This window comes from Streptomyces sp. NPDC053474, from assembly GCF_044544845.1.
Taxonomy (GTDB): domain Bacteria; phylum Actinomycetota; class Actinomycetes; order Streptomycetales; family Streptomycetaceae; genus Streptomyces.
Genome location: NZ_JBITXV010000008.1, coordinates 314,888 through 336,208, shown reverse-complemented (window position 1 = coordinate 336,208; position 21,321 = coordinate 314,888). Strand labels below are relative to the sequence as shown.

Here is a 21,321-nt window from a genome sequence, read left to right as displayed (position 1 = left end):
CGTCACGCGCTGCCGGTCCCGGCCGTCTCCGCCGTGCCGTCGTCCGCCCGGAGGAAGTCCTCCACCACGCGGATCAGGTCCAGGGGCGACTCGTCCATGGCGTTGTGCCCGGTGCCCGGCAGTTCCACGAGTTCGGCGCGGGGGAAGGCGGGCAGCCAGGTCTGGCGCATGACGTCCGCCGACAGGGCCGGGTCGAGGGCGCCGACCACGGCGAGCGCGGGCACCGGTGAACCCGCCACGCGGTCCTGGAAGTCGTTGCCCGCCCAGGAGTCGAGCCAGGCGCGGAACGCCTTCGCGTCGCTGCGGGCGAAGGACAGGTCCACCATGCGGCGCAGCCACGCGGCCGGGCGCCCGCCGCCGGTGGTGAAGTCGATGATGGCCCGGCGGCTGTCGGCCGCGTGCCCGGCCGACTCGAACAGCTCCCGCTGCTCCGGCGGCATCGCGACGCCCGACGCGGGCACCGGGGAGATCCCGACGATCCGGCGCACCCGGTCCGGCACGTCGGCGAGGACGTGCTGCGCCACGCCGCCGCCCATCGAGTGCCCGACCACCGAGAACCGCGCCCAGCCCAGGTGGTCCGCGAGGGCCACGACGTCGGCGGCGGCCTCGGCCGTGGTGAACGCCCCGGGCACGTCCCGCGCCTCGCCGTAGCCGCGCAGGTCCACCACGGCGAACTCGAAGGCGCCCGTGTCCAGGTCGGCGAGGACCGGCGCGTACGCCGACCGGTCGGCGAGCCAGCCGTGGACGACGATCACCTTGTGCGGGCCTTCGCCCACCAGGTCATGAGGGAGCGTGAAGGAGGTCACGACCGCCACGATGGCCGCGAATCCCAAGCCGCGCAAGGGTGCGGCGGCCCGTCGGGACCGGCGTCCCCAGGGCCCCGCGGGCGGCTGGATTTCCCCCTGGTGGCGGGAAGTTGGCCGACCGCCTGCGGGCGGCGCCCCCGGGTGGTCAGAATGTGGCATGGCCATCCGCCGCCGCAGCTACCGGCTCGCCGAGGAGCCGGTCACCGGAGCCGTCCGACTGATCCCTGTCCCCGCGTCCGCGCCCCCGTCACCCCTGTCCGCGCACGCCGACGGGGCCGAACGCGAGGACCAGCGACAGCTCCGGGAGTGGGCCGAACTGGCCATCGGCACCGGGCACACCCGGAGCCGAGGCCACTCGGGCGACGGCACCGGCCTCAGTTACAGCAGGCTGCCGGACGGCGGCAGCCTGCTGTGCGCCACGGCCCCCGGGGGCGACGTGGCGGCGTACCACCTGACCGAAGCCGACACGCTCGCCCGGTTCGCCGAGGAGTGGCCCATCACCTGGTGGGGAGCGGGGGAAACCGGGGAAGCCGCCGCGGACCCCGTGCCCGCCGCCGTCGGGCACGACGAGCTCGTCGCCTTCGCCCGCGCCCACGAGACCCGCGTCGCCCCCTTCCTCGCCGACGTACGGCGCCTGTTCGACGACCCGGCCGGGCGGCAGCTCGTCGTCGCCGAGGAGAGACCCGGGGCCGTCGCCCGCTGGATCGCCCTGGCCTGCGCCTCGCTGCCCGCCGCGTACGTGCCGTCGCTGACGTTCACCACCGGCGCCGCCGACCCCGGGCGCGCCCCGCAGCACATCGTCGGCATCGGGCCCGACGCCGACTTCGACCGGGGCGACCCCACCGTCCTCGACCACCTCTACCGCGTCCACGACGGCCTCGGCGGGCCCGGCAGCCCGCCCCGCACCGACACCTGGGCCACCTGGACCGCCCGCCTCTGGCTCGCCGGGGAGCCGCTGCCCGAGGCCGCCGCCGACGGCGACCCCTTCGCGCCGGGCCCGCTCGTCCCGCGCATGCTGCGCGCCGGGCTCCTCACCGGGCGCGAGCTGACCGGGCTCGACGGCGACGCGCTGCGGGCGGCCGTCGCCACCCTCGCCGCGTCCGTGGCCGACCCCCGCGCCGACCCCGCCGCCCTGCTCGCCGTCTGCCGCGAGCTGCACGCCCACGACCCCGGCGCCGCGGCCCCCCTCGCGCTCGCCCTCGCCCGGCACCGGCTCGGCGCCGCGCGCCCCGAGGAACTGCCCGGCGAACTCACCGCCGTCTGCGCCGAGGTGCCGCTCGACGCCGAGGCCGAGCGGGCCCTGCGCGGCGAGTACGGCGGCGACGCCGACAAGGCGCTGCGGCGCGCCCTGCGCGACCCCGTCGACACCTGGGCCGAGCCGCTGCGCGTCGCCCTCGCCGTCGGCGCCGACGACGGGCGCGGCATCGACGAGGCCATCGAGAGGCTCGCCCGCGCGCTGCGCGACCCCACCGGAGCCGAGCGCGCACCGGCCGTGCGGGTCCTCGACGGCGTCGGCAGCGAGCCGCTGACCCGCCGCGTCCTGCGCCGCCTCGCCGACACCCCGCACACCCGCCGCCTCGACCTGCTCGTGTCGCTCGCCGACTCGCCGTACGGCGACTGGCTGCGCCGCAACCTCGACGAGAACGCGCCGCTGCCGCTGCGCCTCGCCGAGGCCGCCGCCCGCTGGCGGGCGGGCGGCGCGGGCCTGCGCGGCATGGAGCTGTTCGCGAAGCTCACCGAGGTCCTCCCGCGCCGCCGTGTCACCGACGCGGACACGCTCCAGCAGCTGTGGTGGCTGGTCTGGGGCAGCTCCTGCCCCGCCCCCGCCGAACTGTCGTGGGTGGCGCACACCTGCACGATGCGGCTGCTCGTCGCCGCCGGGTACGGGCTGCGCATGACGGGCCTGCTCGCCGCGCCGGACGGCGTGGACAGGGAGCTCGTCGGGTTCGCCGCCGACCTGCTGCACGAGACGCAGCTGCCCCGGCGGGACCGCGCCACCGCCGAACTGCTCGTCGTCGCCCAGGACCTCGCCGACGGCCGCAAGGTTGCCCTGCGGCAGGGCCTGCGCCGCTTCGAGGCGCTGTGCGTCGACGCGGGCCCCCTCGGCGCCAACGTGCGGCGCGGCGTGTTCCGGCTCGTCGCCCTCGCCCTGGCCCGCGCGGACGCCGACCAGCTGGCCCGCCCGCCCGCCTTCGGCCAGCTGGTCGCGGCCGGACCCGAACTCCTCGACCCCTACCGGGCGTTCATGCTCGACGAGGGCCGCAGGGAGCGCCTGGAGCGCGAGCTCCCGCTGCGGCCCGCCGAGGTCGCCGCGTACTACTACCTGTGGCGGCCGCGCGAGCGCCGCGGCATCAGCCACGACTGGCGGCGCGTCGCCGCCGAACTGCTCGACGAGGTCCTCGGGCCCGTCGCCGTCCGCCTCGACGACCGGCAGCTCTCCCAGGTGGCCGACGCCATGCTCGACCGCCAGGGCATCGACCGCGTCCGGGAGTGGACCGCCTGGCGCAACAGCTTCCGTGCCCGCTGACCGCCGCGGGCGCCCCGGGGCGAAACCGGCGCCCGGCGCCCGGCGTCCTTACGTACCGACCGATCCCCCTGGAGAGGGCCAGCGTGAAACAAGCCGACCACAGCAGTGACACCACCGAGATCGTCGACAACTTCCCGGGCGGCTCCATGGCCAGCCGCCCCGTCCACTTCATCTGGATGCTCGACTGCTCGGGCTCCATGAGCGTCAACGGCAAGATCGGCCAGCTGAACTTCGCCATCCGCGAGGCCATCCCGGAGATGCAGCAGGCCGCCGACTCCAACCCCGCCGCGTCGCTGCTCGTCCGCGCCATCTCCTTCGCCAGCGGCGCCAGTTGGCACGTCGGCGAGCCGACCCCGGTGAACAACTTCTCCTGGGAGGACGTCCACACGTACGGCGGCACGGACATGGGCGCCGCCTTCAAGCTCGCCGCGGGAGCCCTGCAGACGCCGCCGATGCCGCAGCGCGCGCTGCCGCCGGTGCTCGCGCTCGCCTCGGACGGACAGCCCACCGACGACTGGCGGGCGGGCCTGCGCGCCATCGACAGCACGCCCTGGGGCAAGCGGGCCGTGCGCGTCGCCGTGGCCATCGGCGACGACGCGGACAAGAGCATGCTCAAGGAGTTCCTCGCCAACCCCGAGCTGGAGCCGCTCCAGGCCAAGAACCCGCGCCAGCTCGCCGCCGCCATCCGCTGGATGTCCACGGCGGTCGTCAAGGACGCCTCGACGCCCAAGGTCGAGGACGCCAAGCCCGCGACGCCCCTTGGCCCGCCGCTGACCAAGGTCGAGGGCGAAGCCGACATCTGGTGACCGCCGAGCAGGGGACAGGCCGCGCCACGGACGTCCGCTGGGCCCTCCTCACCGGCGGGGTCAAGGGCGTCGGCAAGAAGTACAGCCAGGACTGCTGGGCCGCCAAGGCCACCGCGGACGGCCGCGCCGTCGTCCTCACGGTCGCCGACGGCCACGGCTCCGCCGCGCACTTCCGCAGCGACCTGGGGGCCCGCTGGGCCGTCGAGGAGTTCACGGCGTGCGCGGAGGTCTTCGCGCACGAGGCGGTGCGGGTCGGCGCGGACGCCGCGGCCTGGCCGGAGCTGCGGGCCGAGGCCCGGCTCCTGCCGCAGGCCGTCGGGCACCGCTGGCACCGGCGCGCGCTGTTCCACGACAGCAGCGCGCCCGCGCGGGGCGCCGCCCCCGCCCAGCGCGCCGCAGCCCACCGGCGGGCGCGCGGCCGCGGCGCCCCGGACCTGGCCGCCTACGGCAGCACGCTGCTCGGCGCCGTCCTCACCGAACACACGCTGCTGTGCTGGCAGTTGGGCGACGGCGACATCGTCCTCGTGGACGACGGGGGCGAGCCGCACACCCCGCTGTCCAGCGGCCCGGACCTGGGCGACGAGACCGACTCGCTGTGCGAGCCGGAGCCGTGGCGCAAGACCCGTACGCACTGGCAGCCCATCACCGGGGGACCGCCGCCCGCCGTGCTGCTCTCCACCGACGGCCTGTCGAAGAGCTTCGCCGACCACCAGGGCTTCCTCGACTTCGCCACCGGGGTGCGCGAGCGGGCCGTCGCGCAGGGCCTGGCGGCGGTGCAGGGCCAGCTCGCGGACTGGCTGGCGCGGGCGGCGAAGTACTCGGGCGACGACACGACCCTCGTCGGGGCGTTCGGCGCCCGGCACGACACGAGTGACGCCACAGGAGGACACGAACCGCATGAGTGAAGGAACGGGGACCCCAGCATGAGCAACGGCATGCTCGCCCGCGGGAAGAAGCTGGTGGCCGAGTCGGGAGAGCGCGTCACGGTCGCGGAGCTCTTCGGCTCCGGCGGCCAGGGCGAGGTGTACCGCGTCACGACGGCCACCGGCGACCGGGCCGTGAAGTGGTACTACCCGCAGCTCGCCGACGCCCGCCAGAAGCACATCCTGGAAGGCCTCATCGAGAAGGGGTGGGACGACGACCGCTTCCTGTGGCCGCAGTCCATCGTGATGGACCCCGACGGCAAGGAGCCCGGCTTCGGCTACCTCATGGACGTGCGCCCGGCGCGGTTCCAGGACCTGCCCGCCCTGTTCCGCCGCGACCCGTCCGTCAAGGACGCCACGATGCGCACCCTGGTGACGGTCGCCCTGCACACCGTCGAGGCCTACCGCGCGCTGCACTCCAAGGGCATCGCCTACCGCGACATCAACTGGGGCAACATCTTCTTCGACCCGCGCACCGGCGACGTCCTGGTGTGCGACAACGACAACGCGGTCGTGGAGGGCGCCCTCGCCGGAGTCGCGGGCACCATGGACTTCATGGCGCCGGAGCTGGTGCGCGGCGACAAGGGCGCCCAGCCCGGCACCCAGACCGACCTGCACTCCCTCGCGGTGCTCCTGTTCCTGCTCCTGATGAACGACCACCCCTTCAACGGCGCCCTCGCCCTGCGCATCCACTGCATGGGCGAGTCCGCCAAGCGCAAGCTGTACGGCTCCGACCCGGTGTTCGTGTACGACCCCGAGGACACCCGCAACCGCCCGGTGGTGGGGGAGCAGCCGACCGTCATCGCCACCTGGGCGGCCCTGCCGCGGATCCTGCGGGACCTGTTCGTCCAGACGTTCACGCACGGGCTGCGCAGCCCGGCGCGGCGGGTGCGCGAGTCCCAGTGGCGGGACGCGCTCAGCCAGGTCCTGGACGCGATCACGCAGTGCCGGGGCTGCGGCAAGCAGAACCTCACCCAGCCCGACGGGGCGCCGCCCGACTGCTGGAAGTGCGGCAAGCCGCTCCAGCTGCCGCCCCGGCTCGAGCTGGTCACCGCCACCGGCACCACGCTGCGCACCCGGCGCGGCATCCGCCTCGACCCGAGCGCCCGCCTCTACGCCCACCACCTGGACGGCGACCCGGAGCGCCACGACTTCCGGGCCGTGGTCGGCGAGGTCACCGAACACCCTCAGCAGCGCGGCCGGTTCGGCCTCACCAACCGCACCCGCGGTACGTGGACGGCCCGCAAGCAGGACGGTACGGTCCTGGACGTGGAGCCGGGCCGCACGGTCGGCCTCCAGCGGGGGCTGCTCCTGGAGTTCGGCGGCGGCGCGGAGGCCGAGGTCAAGGACTAGGGCCCGGCCCGTCAGGGAGCGGGAGTCGTGCCGCGCCGCAGGAAGCGGTGCCACCACGGCCTGCGCGCGGGCGGCCCGGGCGGGAGCGGGGGCGGCGCCGCGGGCAGGGTGACCCGGGCGGGCGCGGCCGGGACGGCCACGGCGTCCGGGCGCGGCAGCGGCGCGACCGTCACCGTGCAGGCCGTCTCCGGCACGGCGAGGGTGACCTTCCCGCCCGCGGCCAGATGCGTGCTGCGGGCCACGCTGCGCTCCTCGCGGCGGGCCCCGTCGTCCCAGGCCACGCGCGCGAGCACGGCGGGCTCGGGCCAGGTGAAGCGCACCTCGGCCCGGCCCGCACCGATCCGGCGTACCGTCACATCCCTGATGGGGCAGGGGTGTTCGACGACGACGCTCGGCCCGGCCACCGCGCGCTCGCCGAGCGTGCTCACCGCGGTGAGGCGCAGCCGCCGCCCGGGCGGCGCCGTCACCTCCAGCTTCCGCGCCGGGGCCGGGGCGGCGCCGAGTTCCACGTACCGCGCCGACACGTCCGCGCCGGGTGCGACCGGGCCCGCGGGCCACGCCACCAGCGTGCCCTCGCCCCGCTCCGGGGCGCTCCAGGCGAGCCGCACCCGGTCCCCGGCGCGGTGCGCGGTCAGCTCCGTGACCGGCGCGGGCCACTCCTCGACCCGGACGGTGACGCGCGCCCCCGGCGACCAGGCGGTGCCGCCGCCCGGGCCGCCGCCCGGATAGCCGCAGCTCACCTCGTACGCGTACGTCCCCACGGGCAGGGACACGTCCAGGAGGCGGTCGGGCCCGCTCGCCACGACGGTGGGCGGGGCGCCGTCCGCCGAGCGCCGCACGCGGACGGCGGTCGCGGCCGGGTGGGGGCGCCAGTGCAGCCGGACGCCGTCGGGCACGAGGACCGCCGTCAGATCGGAGGCGTCCGGGGCGATCAGGACGGGCGCGGTGACGAGCGGCACCCCGATCACCCGGCCGCCGCGCAGCGGCACGACCGCGTAGCGCAGGGCCCGGCCGAGGGGGGCCCGGGCGTCCTCGGCGGTCAACCCCGAGGGCGGGACGGTGAGTTCGGTGGCCCGCTCCGGCTCGCCGTCGGGGAAGCGAAGGACCTGGTACGTCACGGTGGTGCTGACCCGGGGCGGCCGCCAGGTCAGGCGTACGCGGAGGTCGTCGACGGCCACCGTGGTGGGGGCCCGGCCGGGTGCCGCGGTGGCGTCGGCCAGGCCGGTGGCGGCGCGCAGCAGGCCCGTACGGGTCTCCGGGGCGTCCTCGGCCTCCCGCAGCGCACCGAGCCACGCGGTGGCGGCGCCGCGCCAGTCGCCGCGCTCCTCCAGGGCGTCCGCGCGGGCGGCGAGCCGGGCCACGGCGGCGGAGCGGGCCCGCAGCGAGCCGAGCAGCCGCGCGAGGACGTGGTCCTGGGGCGCCCGGGGCAGCGCGTCGGCCACGCGTTCGGCGGCGCGCAGGCGGCGCCCCGGCCAGACGTCGTTCACGGTCTCGGCGGCCCGGCGCAGCGGCCCTTCGGCCGGGAAGCCCGCGTCGACGGCGGCGGCGAGCAGCCGGGCCTCGCTGCGGTGCACGCCGAGCGCGGCCACGTCGTCGGCGGTGGTCGCGGCGCCCTCCGGCCCCGGTGCGCGGTCCTTGAGCAGACAGCACAGCTCCCACAGGACCACCCGGCGCAGGCCCATCGGGTCGTCGCGGGCGAGGGTCTCCAGGGTGTCGACGACGGCCGCCGCGGTGAGGGCGCGCGGGTCGGCGGACGTCCGCCAGGCGTCCTGCGCCTGCCGTACGTACGGCACGTCCACGCGCTGCCACAGGCCGCCGCGGCCGGGGAACCACAGGCCGTCCAGGACGCGGAAGCCGTCGTCCGTCTCCGCCTGCGGCAGGGTGCCGAAGACTCCGGCGGCCGCGCGCCGCCGCGCGGGTTCGCGCAGCAGGCCCGCGGCGTGCTGGAACCCCAGGTCGCGCAGCGCGGCGCGCAGGGCGGTGTAGCCGCGCATGCCGGGGAACTCGGGGAGCGCGGGCAGCGGCGGCAGCGTGCCGGTGCCCGTGGCCCGGACGCCGGGCCGCCAGCTCTGCGCCACCGGTCAGCCTCCGGGCGCCGTGAAGAAGTACACGCGGACCACGGCCGTGGACGTGTCGGCGCTCAGGTCGTGGAAGTCGTCGGTGGCGGTCTTGCCGCTGAACATCGCCGGACGCCCCTTGCTCAGCTGGGAGTTGACCAGATGGGCGTACTCCGTGCCGCCCGGGCCGCCGCCGAAGGTCAGCACGAGCGCGGCCCTGCGCCCCTCCCACCTGCGGGTCTCGCGGCCGATCTGCCGCGCGAGCGACTTCTTGTCGACGCCCTTGACCGCGAACTCCTCCGGCTCGCGCGCCACCGACGGCGGGCCGGTGGGTTTGGGCTTCTCCTTGGCGTGCGCGCCCGCGCCGCCCGGCGGCTTCGGGCGCGCGGCCAGCGGGTCGGGCCGGTCGGCCATCGACACCAGGGCGAGGACGAGCAGCAGGTCGGCGAAGAGCCAGCCCGCGAGGACGACCCCGGCGACCCGGCTGCCGCGCTGCCGTCGGCGCGGGGTCACGTGTCGGCTCCGGGGGGCGCGGCCGGGCGCCGTGGCGGCGGGCGCAGGGCGGTGGTGCGGTCGGACCGCACGTCGTCCTCGGCGGCCTCGTGGCGGCGCCCGCCGCTCAGGGCGGGGTCGTCCTGGACGTCCTCCGGCTCGGGGGCGGGGTCCGGCCGCGGGGGCGGGGGCGCCGGGCCCTCGTCCGCCGGGGGTGGCGCGGAGGCCGGGGAGCCGTTCGTGCCGCGCGTGCCGTTCGGGCCGTTCGGGCCGTTCGTGCCGGGCCAGGGCGACGCCGCAGGAGCCGCCGCTCCGTACGGACCGGGTTCCCCGTACGGGGCGGACGTTCCGTACGGACTCGACGTCCCGTACGGGTCCGGTCCGGCGCGGTGTCCCTCCGACCCGTTCCGTGAGGGCGCCGTCGCGAGGGACCGGACGCCCGTCTCCAAGCGGGCCGCCGCGTCCTGCCAGTGCGCGGCCGCCGCGTCCCAGCGCTCGGTGGCCTCGCGCATGCCGTCCACCGCGTCGTTCGTACGGCCCGTGCTGGTCACCAGGGCCGCGCAGGCCTGCTCGGTGGCCTGGGCCACCGCGTCCGTCTTGGTGACGAGGTCCTTCTGGGTGGTGACGAGGGAGCGCAGCGAGGTCTCGACGGTCGTGCCCACCGTCTTGACCAGGTCGCCGAGCTGCCGCGTGGCGGCGACGCCCACGGTGCTCGCCTCGGCCGTGGCGCGCTGGCCCTCGCGCACCGCCGTCTCGATGCGGTCGGCGGCCGCGCCCAGCTTCGGCACCTCGGCGGTGAGCTTGCCCGCCGCCGTCTGGAGGGCCGTCGTCGCGCTGGTGACGGAGCCGGTGGCGGCGACGAGCGCCTTGTGGTTGTGGTCGGCCTCGGCGGCCAGCGAGCGCATCTCCTTGGCGGCTTTGGTGAGTTCGGAGGTGAACTGCTTCGGCGAGGCGCTGCGGTGCGGCGCGAGCAGCATCTGGAGGCGGGTCAGGACGGACGCGAGGTCCGCGAGCAGCCGCTCGCGCTCCGCCTCCTGGGCGTCCTCCTCGCGCTCGGCCCGCGTGCGTACGCGCGCGTGCACCACGGACAGGAGGACGAGCAGGGCGATGAGGACCACCGCCATCAGGGCCACGTTCTCGAACCGGCCAAGGGGCGACAGATGGCCGCCGAAGCCCGACTGCCACAGCTGGAGGAAGGGCCGCGTGGCCTCCTTGCGGTCCACCTTGCTCAGTTCCCCGTACGCGTGCACCGCCTCGCGCAGGCCGAACCAGGTCACCAGGAGCGGGACGAAGACCAGCGCGCCGAGCGCGGCCTCCAGGAGCCCGTCGCGCCGCGCCGAGGGTCTCCTGCCGCGCGCGGTGACGCTCTCCGGGCGGACGTAGACGTGCACGAGGTCCAGCTCGGACCAGCGGTCCAGGCGTTTGTCGTTGGTCACGTCGTGGGCCAGGACGTCGAGTTCGGCGGCGCGCGGGCCGAGCGCCGGGTGTCCCGCAAGGTCCTGCAGTTGCTTGATGAGCTCCTGCTTGTCCAGCAGCTGTGCGGGCGTCAAGCGCGTACTCCCTGTCTCGGGACCGGTGCGTGACCGTCGAGTGCCTCGCCCTTGAGGGCCTCGTCAGTCGAGGACGTCACCCCTGCCGCGACGGTTCCTGCCGTCGCGACTCAGCCGGGCCAACAGCGCCTCGGCGTCGGGGTGTTCAGGGTCCCACGTGAGGCACTTGCCAAGGGCCTCAATCGCCTCATCGCGTGCGCCCCGCCGGTGCAGCTCCCGGGCGTGGCGGTAGGTGCGGCGGGCGAGCAGGTCCCGCACCCGCTCGTTCGTGGGGTCGTGGCCGTACGCGCAGCGCAGCCAGCGCTCGGCGTCGGGGAAGTGGTCGGGCGCCACGTCGGCCATGGCGGCCGCGCAGTGCACGTCGATCATCGCGTCGAGCACGTCGGCGCGCGCCGGGTGCGCGGTGGCCTCCTGCCAGGCCAGGTGCGAGGCCTGCACGGCGTGCTCGTACCGGCCGAGGTCGAGCAGGACCCGGGCCCGGGCCAGCTGCCGCCGGGCGGCGTGGCTGAGGGGGTCGGCCTCCTCGGAGGGTGCCGGTGGGGCCGGGGCTTCCGGTTGGCCGGAGGGCTGTGGGGGTGGCTGGTCGGAGAGCTGTGGTCGTGGCGGGTCGGAGAGCTGTAGTGGTGGCCGGTCGGAGACGTGCGGGGATGGCCGGTCGGAGAGGTGTGGGGGCGGCCGGTCGGAGTCGTCCGGCTCCGCTGCTGTCTCCACTGCCGTCTCCGGTGCCGCCGTCGCTCCCGTCAGGCCTTCGAGGAGCTCCCGTGCCTCCGCCACGATGTCCCTGAGCAGCGCCACCGCTTCCTTTCTGCGGCCCTGCCCGGCCAGTTCGCGGGCCTGCGCCACATCGCGGCGCGCCGGACCGGGGGCATCGTCCGGGGCGAGCAGCGTCGCGGTGAGCGAGGGCGCCTCCGCGAGGGTGTCGCGCCCCGGGTCGGGGGGTTCGAGCGGGCCCTCCTCCAGGGACGCCGCGCCGGACGCGGAGGCGCCCCCGCCCGCGAGCCGCACCGCGTGCTTGAGGGCGCCGAGCGCGAGCAGCTCCCGGGGCCCGTGCGCGGTGCTCCGGCCCAGGTCCGCCACGCCCGAGCGGACCTGCGCGAGCCGCGTGGCGCCCCCGACGAGCAGCAGCGTGTCCACGTCCGGGCGGGCCAGGGCCGACGCGCCGAGCAGGTCGTGGGCGCGCCGCACGGTCCGGCGCACATGCGGTTCGAGGAAGGCGTCGAGGTGCGGCCGGGTGATCCGCATCCGCAGCGGCGGCCCGTGGCCGAGGTCGAGGGTGAGCGCGGCGGAGTCCGCGGCCGACCCCTCGGCGCCGCCCAGCTCCTCGCGCGCCTCCTGGGCCCGCTCCCGGTGGCCGAGCCACCGCCGCGCGCTGCCCCCGGTCACGGAGGCGGGGCCCCGGTGGGCCCGAAGCAGCCGGACCGCGGAGGCGAGCGCGGCCTCGTCGAAGGCCCGGCCGCCGGAGGTGGCCGCGCCGTCGTAGCCGAGCGCGCGGTAGTGGCCGCGCACCCCGCGCACCAGGCCCAGTTCGAAGCCGTCGTAGCCCATGCCGTACACCAGGAAGGTGCCGCTGTCGCGGTCCGTGGTGTGCCCCATGACGGCGGCCAGCGAGTCGCTGATGAGGCGCACCGGCGTGAGCCCGGCCGCGGCCGCCGCGTCGCGCAGGGCCTGGCGCTGCCGCGACTGGAAGGCGGCGGGCACGCTGATCACCGTCTGCGTCACGGCCCCCGCGCGGGCCTCGACGCGCTCGCGCAGCGCCCGCAGCATCCGCGCCGCGACCGTCTCGGCGTCCTCCGTGCCGTCCCGCCACGGCACCGGACTGCCGCTGCCGAGCAGGGACTTGACGCTGGGGAACACCACCGGCAGGACCCCCGCGGCGGCCGGGGCGCACACCAGCCACGGCCACTCGGCGGCGGGCAGGTCGAGGCGGCGCACCGGCTTGCCGGGCACCGCGTAGAGCGCCCGCACCCCCGTCGCGCCGAAGTCCACGCCGAGGCTGACCCGGCCCTCGGCGTCCCGCGCCGTCACCCCCGTGCCCCCCGCTGCCGTCATCCGCCTGCCATATCGTCAGGGACTTGGAGGATGCCGTCGTAGTCCCGCCTGCTCGGCAGCGACGGCACGGCGCGCTCGGAGTAGGCCACCGCGATCATGCTGCGCAGGTTCTTGGCCTGCTCGGCGGTCTGGATGCGGTTGCCGTTGCGGTGGGCCGACTTGACCTGCTCCACGGCCTCGCTGATCGCCTTGACGGTCTCCAGGGGCGCGCCGTCCGAGGCCAGTTCGGCCTGGCGGAACTGGCTGGCGAGCCCGCACTGGTGGTACATGTCGTCGAGCAGCAGCTCGGTGAGGCGCTGGTACTCGCCGCTGTCGCCCATCTCCACGGCCCGCTGCGCCTGGGTGATGTCGCGGCGCACCTTCAGCTCCTGGGTGTGCTCGATGTAGGGCCCGTACCGCTTCAGGAAGTGCTGGGCCTCCCGCTCGGCGAGGCCCAGCTCCTCGCGGAGCACCGCGCTGTCGACCTCCCGCTCGGTCTCGGGCGGCGGCGTGCGCGGCTTGTCGCGCCGCGGCGTCGCCTCCAGGGCCATGTCGGTGCCGCGCACGCTGACGCGGACCGTGATGATGCGGTCCGCCGAGTAGTTGAACGACACGTCCACATGGCGGTTGATCTCGATCTCCTGCGGCAGCTCGAACTCCACGACGCCCTGCTCGTCGTTCTCGCTCGCCACATGGCTGTCGCCCTCGTACACCGGCACCCGGATCAGTCGGCTGTCCGTCGCGTGGAAGGTGCGCGTGCGCGGCTCCGGCAGCGGGAAGGGCGAGCCCGCCGGGATGATCGGCACGAACACGTCGCGGCGCGCGCCCTTGACCGCGGCGATGCCCATCGCCATGGGCGTCGACTCGAACAGCCCCGTGGCGCCCACCGGCCGCGCGTTGACCAGGCTCTGGCCGCAGTCCGCGCACGCCTCGGCGGTGTACTCGTTGGCCTTCAGGCACTGCGGCGCCGGACACTCCACGCCGCTCAGGGTCTCGGCGAGCACGCCCGCGCCGTAGGCCACGCACTCCATGGGGTTGATGTTCCGGCGCACCTTGTCGCCGCCGAAGTACGCCTCGACCGCCTCGTACACCGGCCGGGTCAGGGTGCCGCCGCCGACGAGGAGCACGTCCGAGATGTCGTCGGGCGTCAGCTCGTAGCCCGTCAGGGTCTCCTTGACGAGGTCCATGGTGCGGGTGACCAGGGGGGCGATCATCCGCTGGAACTCCTCGCGGGTGAGCGCCATTTCGACGTCGACGATGCCCTCCGGGCCGTGGTACGCCGCCGGGATCACGATGTACGTCTCCGACAGCTCGTTCAGCTCCCGCTTGGCGGCCTCGGCGGCCTTCTTCGCCTGGAACAGGAACTCCTTGTCGCGGGACGGGTCGACACCCCGCTCGTCCCGCATCCAGGCGATGATCCGCTCCACGATCGCCAGGTCGAAGTCGTCGCCGCCGAGCCAGATGTCCCCGGCGGAGCGCAGCACCTGGAACTGGCTGTGGCCCTCGGCGTCCTTGACGGTGTTCAGGACGGAGATGTCGAACGTGCCGCCGCCCAGGTCGTAGACGAGCACCCGGCTGCGCGCCCCGCCCGGCTTGTGCAGGCCGAACGCGACCGCCGCCGCGGTCGGCTCATCGATGATCTTCTTCACCACCAGGCCCGCGCGCTCCGCCGCCTCCCGGGTCGCGGCGCGCTGCGCGTCGCGGAAGTACGCGGGCACGGTGATCACCGCGTGCGTCACCTGCTCGCCGAGGGTGCGGGCCGCGTCCCGCACCAGCTTGTCGAGGATCACGCTGGAGATCTCGGAGGGGGTGCGGCTACGGCCGCCGAGCAGCACGTGGGCGCGCGGGTCGTCGTCGGGCCCCGGCACGATCTCGTACGAGAGGCGCTCGCGGGCCTGCGCCACCGAGCGGTCCGCGAAGTCGCGGCCCATCAGGCGCTTCACGGACACGACGGTCTCCCGGGGCTGGCGCACCGCCCATCTGAGGGCGTCCTCGCCGACGAGGGTCTGGTCCTTGCCGTCGCGCCGCGCGAGGCCGACCACCGACGGCGTGAGCCGGTCGCCCTTGCTGTTGGTGAGGACCGCGATGTCGTCGCGGTGCGGGTCGTGGGCGGCGACGGCGCTGTTCGTCGTGCCGAGGTCGATCCCGATGGCCTTCATCCCTGTGCTGTCCCTTCCTGTGCTGCCTGGGTCCGTTCCTCCGCGGCGCTGCCCGCGGCGACCACGACCCGGGCGGCGCGCAGCACGTGCCCCCGGTATCGATACCCGCGCCGCGCCACCTCAAGGACCTCGTCGTCGACCGCGCCCGCGGGCGCCGGGCGCACGGCCACGACGTGGTGCGTGGCCGGGTCCGCGCGCTCCCCGACCGCGCCGAGCGGCTCCAGGCCCGCGCCGGTCGCGGCCGCCTCCAGCTGCCCCGCGATGAGCCGGACGCTGTGCTGGTACGCGGCCGGGTCCTGCGGCCCGGCGGCGAGCAGCCGGTCGCACGCGTCCAGGGCGTCGGCGCACGCCAGGAGCAGCCGCTCGGTGTGCGCGCGGTGCGCGGCGTCGCGCTCGGCGAGCGCCCGCGCCCCCTCGTACGCGACGCGCGCGGCCGCCGCGGTGGACTCCTGCTCGGTCACGGTGCCCTCCTCATGGGACCTCAGGCCGCCCTTCGGCCGTTGTCATACGTCGAACCGGATCAGCTCGTCGAGCAGCCCGGCGACCGCCTCGTCGGGCAGCGGCTCCCCCGCGTCCGGCCCCGCCGCCCCGGCGAGCAGCCGGTCGATCTCCTCGATGGCGCCCGGCAGTTCGGCCGCCACGTCCACGTCGTACAGGAAGAGGTCGACGAGCAGCCGCCCCGGCACCGTGCGCAGCTTCTCCAGCGCCGCCTGCGCGGCCGGGGTCATCAGGCGCCGGGCGAGCAGCTCGAAGGGGGCGTCCCGCAGCTCGGCGTGCGAGGTCCACGGCGTGACCGAGGCCGCCGCGAGCGCGTCGTAGGGGCTCGGGGGCCCGTCGGGGTCCTGCATCACGGCGGGGTGCCTCCCTCGGCGGGCGTATCGGCGGTCAGGGCGGTGCGCCAGCCGCGCACCGCGTCGAGCAGCGCGCGGCGCACCCGCGGGTCCATCGCGTCCGCGCGGGTCGCGCGGATCAGGTGGTGCAGGGCCTTGCGCACGTCGCCCCGGGCCCGTTCGGCCTCCGCGCGGTCGGTCAGCTCCGCGGCCCAGGAGGCCAGGTCGTCCTCGTCCGGCGGCGGCTCCGCGCCGTCGCTGCGGATCAGCGCGCCCATGCCCGCGACGCCCAGGTCGGTGGCGAGCAGCCGGTCCAGCTCCTCCAGGGCCTCGCCGAGGGTCTCGCGGTAGTTGTGCGTGAGGGCCTGGCCGAGGCCGACGTCGAGCAGGCCGAGGGCCTCGTGCAGGTGGCGCAGGCGGACGGGCAGCGGGTCGCCGCGCTCGTCGAGGGTGAAGACCAGGGCGCGGGCGAGGTTGTCCCGGGCGTGGTTGGAGGCCGGGTTGAGGTCGAGGGCCCGGCGCAGGTCGGCCTCGGCGCCGTACACGTCCGCGCGCATGCCGTGCTTGGTGCGGGTGTAGCCGCGCCACACCCCGCGCATCGAGTACAGCGAGGAGAGCCTGCCCTCCAGCTGGTCGCGGACCTCGCGGTCCAGCGGGTGCAGCAGCGGCGGCACGGCCTCGACGAGCGCGATGGCCTCGTCCAGGCCGTCGCCGCGGCGCGCCCGGGGCCCGGACGGCTCGCTGACGAGGGCCTCCACCCGGCCGAGCGCGGTGCGTACGACCGCCTTCTTCGCGCGGGCCGACATCCCGGCGCGGCGGGCGACCCGCACCAGGCGCTCCCACTGCTCGAGGGCGCGGCTCAGGCCGTCCTCGCCGTCGGCGAGCGCCGTGCGGGACAGTTCGAGGCGGGCGCGCACGGCGAGTTCGACGCCGTCCTGGAGCAGCCGCGCGTGCCGGTGCGCCAGCTGGACGTACGCGGGGTCCCGGCGCAGGAAGTCCCGGCAGTGCCCGCAGTCCTCGATGTGGCGGCGCGGGTCGGCCGCGGCGGCGGGGCCCGCGCAGTCCTCGGGCAGCGTGGTGAGCGTGGGGAAGGCGGGCAGGGCGTCCAGGGCCCCGGGGAACTTGTGGACCGCGCACAGCGCGAGCGACCGGGCCAGGCCGGAGAACGCCCAGCGCAGCTCGCGGGCCGCGTACTCGCCCGGGTCCCTGCCGTCCTTGGCGGCGGCGTCCAGCTGCGCGGCGAGCGCGGCCAGCGGCAGTTGCAGGTCGAGCAGCCGCAGATAGTGCGGCCCGCAGGCGAGCGCGCCGCGCGCCCCGGGCACCCCGGGGAGCCCGCCCACGTCCTTGAGGACCCGCGCGCCGCCCAGCTCCGCTTCGAGGAAGGCCGCCAACTCGCCGTACTCCTCGGCCTGGTGGGGCCGCCCCTCCTCCGTGTGCCGCTGCTCGTACGCGGACAGCTGCGCGGACAGGTGGCGGCTCAGCTCCCAGCGCAGCCCGTTCATGTCCTCCGGGGTCAGCTCGCGGGCGTAGCAGGCGGCGCGCTCGGCCCGCCAGCCGTCCCAGTACGCGTCGTCGCTGAGCAGCGTCGACCAGTACGCGAGCGCCTGCTCCCAGGTGCGCGTGGCGTGCTCCCAGGCGCCGCTCTGCTCCAGCTCCTGCGCCTGCCAGAGGCGGGCCACGGCGAGGCCGTGCACCACCGCCATGTCGCCGGGGGCCGCGGCCAGGCGCCGCTCCCACTCGGCGGCGGCCGCGTCCCGGCCGCGCGCGAGGAGCAGCAGCAGCGGCGCGTCCTCGGGGAAGCGCTCGCACAGCACGTCCACGAGGCCGGGCCCGGCGTGCTCGTCGTCCGGCGACAGCGTGGCCAGCGCGTCGCGCACGGCCTCGGGCGCGTGCCAGCGGTACAGCAGGGCATCCAACTGGAGCCTGCGGCCCGGCAGTTGGAGCCGGTCCAGGGCGACCCGCTCGGACCAGGTCATGCCGCCGCGCCCCAGGAGCGTGTACGGCGCGTCCCTGACGGCGGCCATCGACACGCCGGGGTGCACGCCCGCCTCGCGCAGCGCCAGATACGGGTACGTGGGGTCGCGCAGCGCGAACGGGTCGGCGGTCAGCGGCGCGTGGGTCAGGCCGTCGGCCCAGGGCAGCAGGTCGAGCAGCCGCCGCAGCCGTCGGCGCCGCACCTCGGCCCGGTCGAGCCGCCCCGCCGCGCGCTCGTACGCGGCCGCGGCGTCGCTCCAGCGGCCGTCGCGCTCCAGCAACCGCCCCTGCGCGTAGGCGAGTTGGGCGTCGGCGTCCCGGTGCCCCAGGCACGCGCCGAACGCCTCCGCTGCCTTCTCCCACTCCTGGTGGGCGTCCGCGATGCGGCCGCGCGCGTACGCGTCGACCGTGTCCACGGCGGCCGCGGCGGCCAGGTCGGGCTGTCCCCGCAGGCCCTGGGCCGCCGCCACGACGGCGTTCCACTCGCCCTCGGCCTCGGCGGCCCGCAGCCGCGCGTAGCGGCAGCGCGCCGCGCAGTCCGCGCCGTCGAGCCCGCCGCCGATCTCCTCGTACGCCGCCGCGACCGCCAGCCACTGCGCCGCCCCGGTCGCCCGTTCCTCGCCGACGCGCGCACCGGCGTAGCGCCGCCGGGCGGGCACGTCCGCCCACGCGTCGGGCAGGACGCGGTAGACCCGTAGCGCGTCCTGCCAGCGGTCGGCGGCCTCGTGGGTGCGGGCGAGGGCGTAGAGGTACAGGTGCAGGGGCTCGGGCGCCGCCGGGGCCTGCGGGGCGGCGGTGCCGTCCTGGAAGGCGCGCCCGTAGATCGCGCAGGCCGCCGCCCAGTCGGGGCGCGCCTCCGCGCGGCGGCCCTCCGCCTTGCGGCGCAGCGGGGCGACCGTGCCCTCGCGCGCGGTGTCCGGCACGCCCGCGAGCAGCGCGCAGGCCGCCGCCCAGTCGCGGTGGACGTCGGCCGCCACCCGGGCGCGGGCGTAGCGGCGGCGCACCCCCACGTCGCCGTCCGCGTAGGCGTCGGGCAGCCGCCCGAAGCCGTCGATGACATCGGCCCAGGCGCCCCGGGCGTCGGCGGCCCGGCCGTGCGCGTACAGGACCTGGTCCGCCACGTCGGCGAAGGAGTCCGAGAGCCCGCCGAGCCAGGCGAGCGCCCCGTCCCAGTCGGCCCGCTCGCGGCACAGCCGCGCCCGGGCGTAGGCGCAGCGGCCGTCGGAGTCGAGATGGGCGAGGACCGGGGAGCCCTGGGCCCCGGGCCCCCCGGGGGACCGGCACTCCTCGAAGGCCGCGACGGCGGCCACCCAGTCCCCGTCCTCGGCGGCCGCGCGACCGCACGCGTAGGACCGACGGAGGGGGGCGTCGGCGATGCTCGGGGCGGGGCGGGGGGTGGCGGGGGCCGGGGGGCCGGGGGCAGGGTGTGGGGCCTCGGGTCCGGGGGGTGTGGCGGTCGGGCCCGGGGTGTTCGGGCCGGGTGGCGCGGGGGTAGGGCGCGGTGGGTTCGGGCTGGATGGTGTGGCGGGCGGGCGCGGGGCGTCCGGGCCGGATGGCGCGGTGGCCGGGTCCGGGGTGTTCGGGCCGGGTGGCGCGGCGGTGGGGCGCGGAGGGTTCGAGCCGGATGGTGCGGCGGGTGGGCCCGGGGCGTCCGGTCCGGGTGGTGCGGCGGTAGGGCCCGGGGAGTGCGGCCCGGGTGGCGCGGCGGCCGGGCCTGGGGAGTGGGGCCCGGGTGCGCCCGGGGCGCGTCCGCACTCCGCGTACGCCGTCGCGGCCTCCCGCCACCGCCCCGCCGACTCCGCCGACCGGCCGCGGACGTACGCCGCGCGGGCCGCCGTGGCCGGGTCGCCGGGGCACAGGGCCGCGGCCTCGGCGTAGGCGTGTGCGGCGGCGTCCCAGTCGCCCTCGTGGTGGGCGCGCTCGGCGGCGGCGCGGACCGAGGCGGCGCGCAGGGCCGTGCGCGCGGCGGCCAGGCGTTCGGCGACCTGCGCGTGGCCGAGCCCGGCGGCGGCCACCTCCTCGTACAGGGAGACGGCCGCGTCCCAGTCGGCGGCGGCCTCCGCCGCCCGCGCGCGGTCGAGGAGTTCGGCGGCGAGCCGCAGCCGCTCCGCGCGGGCGGTCAGCGGCCCCGGCAGCGGCAGGGGCAGCGCCGCGTGGACCACGGCGAGCTGCGCGGCCGCGGCGGCCCCGTCGCCCTCGTGGGCGAGCAGGTCGCACAGCTTCTCCAGGTCGGGCCAGGCCAGTTCGCACGCCGCCTCGGTGCGCAGGCGCCGCTGCTCGTCCTCGTACTGCCGCGTGGGCGTACGCAGGATGCGCTGCACCTGGGGCCACCGCCCCTGGTCGCGCTCGAAGCGGGCGGCGCTGATCAGCGTGGTGGCGTCCACGTGCCCGACCGGGCTCTGGAAGGCGCGCAGGGCGTCCGCGCCCTCGCGCAGCGGGTCGGCCACAGCACCGCCGTCGTCGCGGACCTCGCGCGCCTTGAACAGCCACCCGTGCCGGTACTCCGCGTGCAGGAACAGCGCGGGCGTCGCCCACTCGACGGCGGTGTGGCGCGGCAGGTGCGAGATGCGGCGGCGCGCCGTGGACACCGCCTCGTCGACGGTGCGGTTGGCCGCGAGCTCCTTGAACAGCTCGGGGCTGAAGCGGCCCGCCGACGCGTCGCTGACGCGCCCGCGCATCGCCACCACGGCGGGCAGGCCCCCGGCGACGAGTGCCTGCGCGAGCCCCGAGAACGGCTCGGCGTGCATCCCGTCGGGACCCGAACTGTCCGCCCCCGAACAGAGGTTGAGCACGGCCAGGCGCAACCGCGGCGCCTTCAGGAGGATGCCGCTGAGCAGATCGGCGGGGACGCTGTCGACACCGCCGGACTCGGTCTCCAGCTGGACGACGCCCTTGCCGAGCTCCTCGTCGTAGCGGCCGTGGGCGATGAGCAGCACGGCCGTGGGCAGGTCGCCGTGCGCGGCGAGGGCCGCCTCCAGGCGCTCGCGCGTGGCCGCCTCCACCACGGTGGTGCGCACGGCCACCTCGGGCAGCTCCTGGCGCAGCGCGGCGACCTCCGCGTCCAGGCGCAGGGCCGGGCCCGCGCCGGGCGGCGACGCGCAGGCGACGAGCAGCCGGATCAGGCTCGGCTCGTCCGCGGGCGTGGGAAGGCGCTGGCCCAGCGGACCGCCGGGCAGGGAACGCACCAGCGAGTAGGCGGGGTTGAGGGCCAGCGACTGGTGCGGCAGGTCGGCCGGGGCGCACAGCGCCTCCAGGGGCAGCTCGCGCAGGCGCGGCGGCAGGTCGAAGCGGAGCCGCAGGCGGCGGCCCGGGGCGGTGCGCTGGGCGAGGTCGAGGGCGGAGGCCAGACAGGCGGCGGTGGGGGAGGAGCGGGGGCCGCCGGGCGCCGGGGCGGACGGGCCGAAGCCGGGGCCCGGGGGCGGCGGGGCGAAGCCGGGGGCGGTGAACCCCCGGGCTCCTGGCCCGAACCCGGCGTTGCCGGGAGCCCCGGCCACGGGCCCGCCGTAGCCCCCCGCCGGTGCCGCGTACGGGAGAGGGCCGGGGCCCTCGGGCACCGCCCGGCCGCCGTCCCCGAACAGCAGCCCGTACACCGCGCGCCCCAGCTCCCGCAGCTGCTCGACCGTGTGCCGCTCGCCCATTGGCGCATGGCCGAGGTCGGCCTCGACGAGGCGGTCCCAGCGGGCGCGGAGCGCCGCGGGCTCGCCGTCGACGGCGATGACGTCCGTGGCGCAGGACGGCCCGCTGGCGGCCACCAGGAAGCGCGAGGGGCCGAACGGGCGGACGCGGACGCGCAGTTCCTCGTACTCATGCACCGGC

13 protein-coding genes are annotated in these 21,321 nt (G+C 76.9%); 4 read left to right on the top strand and 9 right to left on the bottom strand.

What is annotated here, in order from left to right:
* Positions 1–2 precede the first annotated feature (2 nt).
* Positions 3–806, bottom strand: a complete 804-nt coding sequence (locus ACIG3E_RS21170; RefSeq protein WP_399618516.1) for an alpha/beta fold hydrolase — start codon at positions 804–806, stop codon at positions 3–5.
* 157 nt (positions 807–963) lie between these two features.
* Here ACIG3E_RS21170 and ACIG3E_RS21165 point away from each other — a divergent pair, with 157 nt between their 5' ends.
* The 4 genes from ACIG3E_RS21165 to ACIG3E_RS21150 all read left to right on the top strand — a co-directional run bounded on the left by ACIG3E_RS21165 (position 964) and on the right by ACIG3E_RS21150 (position 6,415).
* A complete protein-coding gene (locus ACIG3E_RS21165; RefSeq protein WP_399618513.1) occupies positions 964–3,333 on the top strand; it encodes a GTPase-associated protein 1-related protein in 2,370 nt (789 codons plus the stop codon).
* Between the two features lie 146 nt (positions 3,334–3,479).
* Positions 3,480–4,139, top strand: coding sequence for a tellurium resistance protein (locus ACIG3E_RS21160; RefSeq protein ID WP_138967199.1), 660 nt, complete (start codon positions 3,480–3,482; stop codon positions 4,137–4,139).
* The gene (locus ACIG3E_RS21155; protein ID WP_399618511.1) at positions 4,136–5,044 is read left to right on the top strand and encodes a protein phosphatase 2C domain-containing protein; all 909 of its coding nucleotides are present in this window, start codon (positions 4,136–4,138) and stop codon (positions 5,042–5,044) included. The genes ACIG3E_RS21160 and ACIG3E_RS21155 overlap by 4 nt, the downstream gene beginning before the upstream one ends.
* A gap of 18 nt (positions 5,045–5,062) precedes the next feature.
* On the top strand, positions 5,063–6,415 hold the full coding sequence (locus ACIG3E_RS21150; RefSeq protein ID WP_366795414.1) for a protein kinase: 1,353 nt from the start codon (positions 5,063–5,065) through the stop codon (positions 6,413–6,415).
* An 11-nt stretch (positions 6,416–6,426) separates the two neighbouring features.
* Here the strand turns inward: ACIG3E_RS21150 and ACIG3E_RS21145 are convergent, their stop codons facing one another.
* From ACIG3E_RS21145 to ACIG3E_RS21110, 8 genes are all read right to left on the bottom strand, one after another.
* The gene (locus tag ACIG3E_RS21145; RefSeq protein ID WP_399618509.1) at positions 6,427–8,493 is read right to left on the bottom strand and encodes a hypothetical protein; all 2,067 of its coding nucleotides are present in this window, start codon (positions 8,491–8,493) and stop codon (positions 6,427–6,429) included.
* A 3-nt stretch (positions 8,494–8,496) separates the two neighbouring features.
* The gene (locus tag ACIG3E_RS21140; protein ID WP_399618506.1) at positions 8,497–8,985 is read right to left on the bottom strand and encodes a hypothetical protein; all 489 of its coding nucleotides are present in this window, start codon (positions 8,983–8,985) and stop codon (positions 8,497–8,499) included.
* Positions 8,982–10,514, bottom strand: a complete 1,533-nt coding sequence (locus ACIG3E_RS21135) for a hypothetical protein (protein WP_399618503.1) — start codon at positions 10,512–10,514, stop codon at positions 8,982–8,984. The genes ACIG3E_RS21140 and ACIG3E_RS21135 overlap by 4 nt, the downstream gene beginning before the upstream one ends.
* A gap of 63 nt (positions 10,515–10,577) precedes the next feature.
* Complete coding sequence (locus ACIG3E_RS21130; RefSeq protein ID WP_399618501.1) at positions 10,578–12,563, bottom strand: Hsp70 family protein; 1,986 nt, start codon at positions 12,561–12,563, stop codon at positions 10,578–10,580.
* Positions 12,560–14,701 (bottom strand): Hsp70 family protein, encoded by a 2,142-nt coding sequence (locus ACIG3E_RS21125; protein WP_399618499.1) that lies wholly within the window; start codon positions 14,699–14,701, stop codon positions 12,560–12,562. Before ACIG3E_RS21125 ends, ACIG3E_RS21130 begins: the two co-directional genes overlap by 4 nt.
* The gene (locus ACIG3E_RS21120) at positions 14,698–15,162 is read right to left on the bottom strand and encodes a nucleotide exchange factor GrpE (RefSeq protein WP_399618496.1); all 465 of its coding nucleotides are present in this window, start codon (positions 15,160–15,162) and stop codon (positions 14,698–14,700) included. The genes ACIG3E_RS21125 and ACIG3E_RS21120 overlap by 4 nt, the downstream gene beginning before the upstream one ends.
* Positions 15,163–15,204: 42 nt before the next feature.
* Positions 15,205–15,552, bottom strand: a complete 348-nt coding sequence (locus ACIG3E_RS21115) for a hypothetical protein (RefSeq protein WP_399618494.1) — start codon at positions 15,550–15,552, stop codon at positions 15,205–15,207.
* Positions 15,549–21,317 (bottom strand): CHAT domain-containing protein, encoded by a 5,769-nt coding sequence (locus ACIG3E_RS21110; protein ID WP_399618491.1) that lies wholly within the window; start codon positions 21,315–21,317, stop codon positions 15,549–15,551. Before ACIG3E_RS21110 ends, ACIG3E_RS21115 begins: the two co-directional genes overlap by 4 nt.
* Positions 21,318–21,321 lie beyond the last annotated feature (4 nt).